At 59.2% G+C, this 4,577-nt stretch carries 2 rRNA genes; both read left to right on the top strand.

Annotated elements, in window-relative coordinates:
* Positions 1-732 (top strand): 16S ribosomal RNA (locus ABL57_RS12770); the annotation flags it as partial.
* Positions 733-1,412: 680 nt separating this feature from the next.
* Positions 1,413-4,539, top strand: a 23S ribosomal RNA gene (locus ABL57_RS12765).
* The last annotated feature ends 38 nt before the right edge of the window (positions 4,540-4,577 follow it).

Raw genomic sequence — 4,577 nt, 5'->3', positions numbered from 1 at the left:
GTTGGGCACTAGGTGTGGGGGACATTCCACGTTCTCCGCGCCGTAGCTAACGCATTAAGTGCCCCGCCTGGGGAGTACGGCCGCAAGGCTAAAACTCAAAGGAATTGACGGGGGCCCGCACAAGCGGCGGAGCATGCGGATTAATTCGATGCAACGCGAAGAACCTTACCAAGGCTTGACATTCACCGGACCGCACTGGAGACAGTGCTTCCCTTCGGGGTCGGTGGACAGGTGGTGCATGGTTGTCGTCAGCTCGTGTCGTGAGATGTTGGGTTAAGTCCCGCAACGAGCGCAACCCTCGTTCTATGTTGCCAGCACGTGATGGTGGGGACTCATAGGAGACTGCCGGGGTCAACTCGGAGGAAGGTGGGGATGACGTCAAATCATCATGCCCCTTATGTCTTGGGCTTCACGCATGCTACAATGGCCGGTACAAAGGGTTGCGATACTGTGAGGTGGAGCTAATCCCAAAAAGCCGGTCTCAGTTCGGATTGAGGTCTGCAACTCGACCTCATGAAGTCGGAGTCGCTAGTAATCGCAGATCAGCAACGCTGCGGTGAATACGTTCCCGGGCCTTGTACACACCGCCCGTCAAGTCACGAAAGTTGGTAACACCCGAAGCCGGTGGCCTAACCCCTTTGTGGGAGGGAGCCGTCGAAGGTGGGACTGGCGATTGGGACTAAGTCGTAACAAGGTAGCCGTACCGGAAGGTGCGGCTGGATCACCTCCTTTCTAAGGAGCCGTTGACCACCGTGTGGTGGTCGCCCCCGCTGGAGTGCCCGTTCGTGGTGCTGGTGGGGTGAGCTCATGGGTGGAATGTCAACGAGCAAGCGGCCGTGCCTCGTGTGCCGGTCGGGTTCTTCTTCAGTACCTGCGCTGCTGCGCTGGTGTCCTCTTCGGGGGGTGCCGGGCGGTGGGGTGGTGGAACGGTGGGGTCCGTGCCGGTGGGGGTGTGGTCCATGGCGCACTGTTGGGTCCTGAGACAACAGGGTCCTCGTGCTCTGTCGGTGCCGGTGCTGCTGTCGTCCCCTGTCGTGGGGGGTGGTGGTGGTCGGGTGTGGCGGGGTGCGGGGGTGTGTTGGCTCTGAAATCGTCCCGGCGCTCCACCGGTGTGGTGGGCGGGTGCTGGTCCCCTTGCGGGGGGTCCGGGGTCCGCCGAGCACACCAGGGTGTGGGGTGTGTGGGTTGTTGTTTGAGAACTGTATAGTGGACGCGAGCATCTTAAGAACGCCCGTGCCGTGTCCCTGGGTCGCTGCTTCGGTGGTGGGTCGGGGTGTGGTGCGGGGTGTTCGTGATTGATCGCCGCCAGGAACTGCGAGAGCGTCTGTGGCGCTGGTGCTGCTGCCTTCGGGTGGGGGTGCTGGTGCTGCGGTGCTGGTTGTGGTTGCTGGTCGGTGTGTTCTGTGATCATGTGGCAAGTTTTTAAGGGCGCACGGTGGATGCCTTGGCATCAGGAGCCGATGAAGGACGCGGTAATCTGCGATAAGCCTCGGGGAGCTGATAAACGAGCTGTGATCCGAGGGTCTCCGAATGGGGAAACCCCGCCGCGTGTTATGCGTGGTGACCCGTACCTGAATTCATAGGGTGCGTGGAGGGAACGTGGGGAAGTGAAACATCTCAGTACCCACAGGAAGAGAAAACAACAGTGATTCCGTCAGTAGTGGCGAGCGAACGCGGAAGAGGCCAAACCGATGGTGTGTGAGACCCGGCAGGGGTTGCATCATCGGGGTCGTGGGGCGTGTCGTCCCGGGTCTGCCGGCCCGGGCGTGTGAGTGCAGGGCGATAGTCGAACCGGTGTGAGTGCCGGGCCGTAGAGGGTGGGAGTCCCGTAGACGAAATCGCTGCTGCCGCGCGGTGCGCGTACCCAAGTAGCACGGGGCCCGAGAAATCCCGTGTGAATCTGCCAGGACCACCTGGTAAGCCTAAATACTACCTGATGACCGATAGCGGACCAGTACCGTGAGGGAAAGGTGAAAAGTACCCCGGGAGGGGAGTGAAATAGTACCTGAAACCGTGTGCCTACAATCCGTCGGAGCCCTAACAGGTGACGGCGTGCCTTTTGAAGAATGAGCCTGCGAGTTAGTGTTACGTCGCGAGGTTAACCCGTGAGGGGTATCCGTAGCGAAAGCGAGTCTGAACAGGGCGAGTGAGTGGCGTGATCTAGACCCGAAGCGAAGTGATCTACCCATGGCCAGGTTGAAGCGCGTGTAAGAGCGCGTGGAGGACCGAACCCACTTCAGTTGAAAATGGAGGGGATGAGCTGTGGGTAGGGGTGAAAGGCCAATCAAACTTCGTGATAGCTGGTTCTCCCCGAAATGCATTTAGGTGCAGCGTTACGTGTTTCTTGCCGGAGGTAGAGCTACTGGATGGCCGATGGGCCCTACAAGGTTACTGACGTCAGCCAAACTCCGAATGCCGGTAAGTGAGAGCGTAGCAGTGAGACTGTGGGGGATAAGCTTCATAGTCGAGAGGGAAACAGCCCAGACCACCAACTAAGGCCCCTAAGCGTGTGCTAAGTGGGAAAGGATGTGGAGTTGCTCAGACAACCAGGAGGTTGGCTTAGAAGCAGCCACCCTTGAAAGAGTGCGTAATAGCTCACTGGTCAAGTGATTCCGCGCCGACAATGTAGCGGGGCTCAAGTACACCGCCGAAGTTGTGGCATTGCACCAACGATACCCAGCCGGGCCTTGTGCCTGGTTCAGGTGGTGCGATGGGTAGGGGAGCGTCGTGTGGGCAGTGAAGCTGCGGGGTGACCCAGTGGTGGAGCCCACACGAGTGAGAATGCAGGCATGAGTAGCGAATGACGGGTGAGAAACCCGTCCGCCGGATGATCAAGGGTTCCAGGGTCAAGCTAATCTGCCCTGGGTCAGTCGGGACCTAAGGCGAGGCCGACAGGCGTAGTCGATGGACAACGGGTTGATATTCCCGTACCGGCGAAGAACCGCCCCTATCGAACCGGGGACACTAACCACCCGAACCGCACCGTGGTGCCGGCCTAGCCGGTGCCTGGTGGCGGGGAGCGTGGGACCTGAACCGGGGAGGTAAGCGTATTAACAGGTGTGACGCAGGAAGGTAGCCGAGCCGGGCGATGGTAGACCCGGTCTAAGCGTGTAGGGCGATCCGTTGGCAAATCCGCGGATCACGTGCCTGAGACGTGACGGGACCCCCATCCGTGGGGGGATTCGGTGATCCTATGCTGCCGAGAAAAGCATCGACGCGAGGTTCCAGCCGCCCGTACCCCAAACCGACACAGGTGATCAGGTAGAGAATACTAAGGCGATCGAGAGAATCATGGTTAAGGAACTCGGCAAAATGCCCCCGTAACTTCGGGAGAAGGGGGGCCCGGACCGTGGACACCACTAGCTGGTGCGAGCGGGTAAGGGCCGCAGAGACCAGGGGGAAGCGACTGTTTATCAAAAACACAGGTCCGTGCGAAGTCGCAAGACGAGGTATACGGACTGACTCCTGCCCGGTGCTGGAAGGTTAAGAGGACCCGTTAGCCTCACGGCGAAGCGGAGAATTTAAGCCCCAGTAAACGGCGGTGGTAACTATAACCATCCTAAGGTAGCGAAATTCCTTGTCGGGTAAGTTCCGACCTGCACGAATGGAGTAACGACTTCCCCGCTGTCTCAACCATGAACTCGGCGAAATTGCAATACGAGTAAAGATGCTCGTTACGCGCAGCAGGACGGAAAGACCCCGAGACCTTTACTATAGTTTGGTATTGGTGTTCGGTGTGGCTTGTGTAGGATAGGTGGGAGACGGTGAAGCGGGCACGCCAGTGCCGGTGGAGTCAACGTTGAAATACCACTCTGGTCACTCTGGACATCTAACTTCGGCCCGTGATCCGGGTCAGGGACAGTGCCTGATGGGTAGTTTAACTGGGGCGGTTGCCTCCTAAAGAGTAACGGAGGCGCCCAAAGGTTCCCTCAGCCTGGTTGGCAATCAGGTGTCGAGTGTAAGTGCACAAGGGAGCTTGACTGTGAGAGCGACAGCTCGAGCAGGGACGAAAGTCGGGACTAGTGATCCGGCGGTACATTGTGGAATGGCCGTCGCTCAACGGATAAAAGGTACCTCGGGGATAACAGGCTGATCTTGCCCAAGAGTCCATATCGACGGCATGGTTTGGCACCTCGATGTCGGCTCGTCGCATCCTGGGGCTGGAGTTGGTCCCAAGGGTTGGGCTGTTCGCCCATTAAAGCGGTACGCGAGCTGGGTTCAGAACGTCGTGAGACAGTTCGGTCCCTATCCGCTGCGCGCGCAGGAAATTTGAGAAGACCTGTCCTTAGTACGAGAGGACCGGGACGGACGAACCTCTGGTATGGCAGTTGTACCGCCAGGTGCACCGCTGCTTCGCTACGTTCGGAAGAGATAACCGCTGAAAGCATCTAAGCGGGAAGCTCGCTTCGAGATGAGATTTCCAGACCCGCAAGGGTGAGAGGCCCCCAGCGAGACCACTGGGTTGATAGGCCGGAGGTGGAAGCACGAACCAACGACGTGTGCAGCCGACCGGTACTAATACGCCGACAACTTACCCCACACCCCACCCCCCACCCCGGGCCACCGGCACACGGGGG

Origin of the sequence: Kocuria sp. SM24M-10, from assembly GCF_001027955.1 — a bacterium.
Taxonomy (GTDB): Bacteria; Actinomycetota; Actinomycetes; order Actinomycetales; family Micrococcaceae; genus Kocuria; species Kocuria oceani.
The sequence above is the reverse complement of the archived record's forward strand: the minus strand, read 5'-3'. Positions and strand labels throughout refer to the sequence as shown.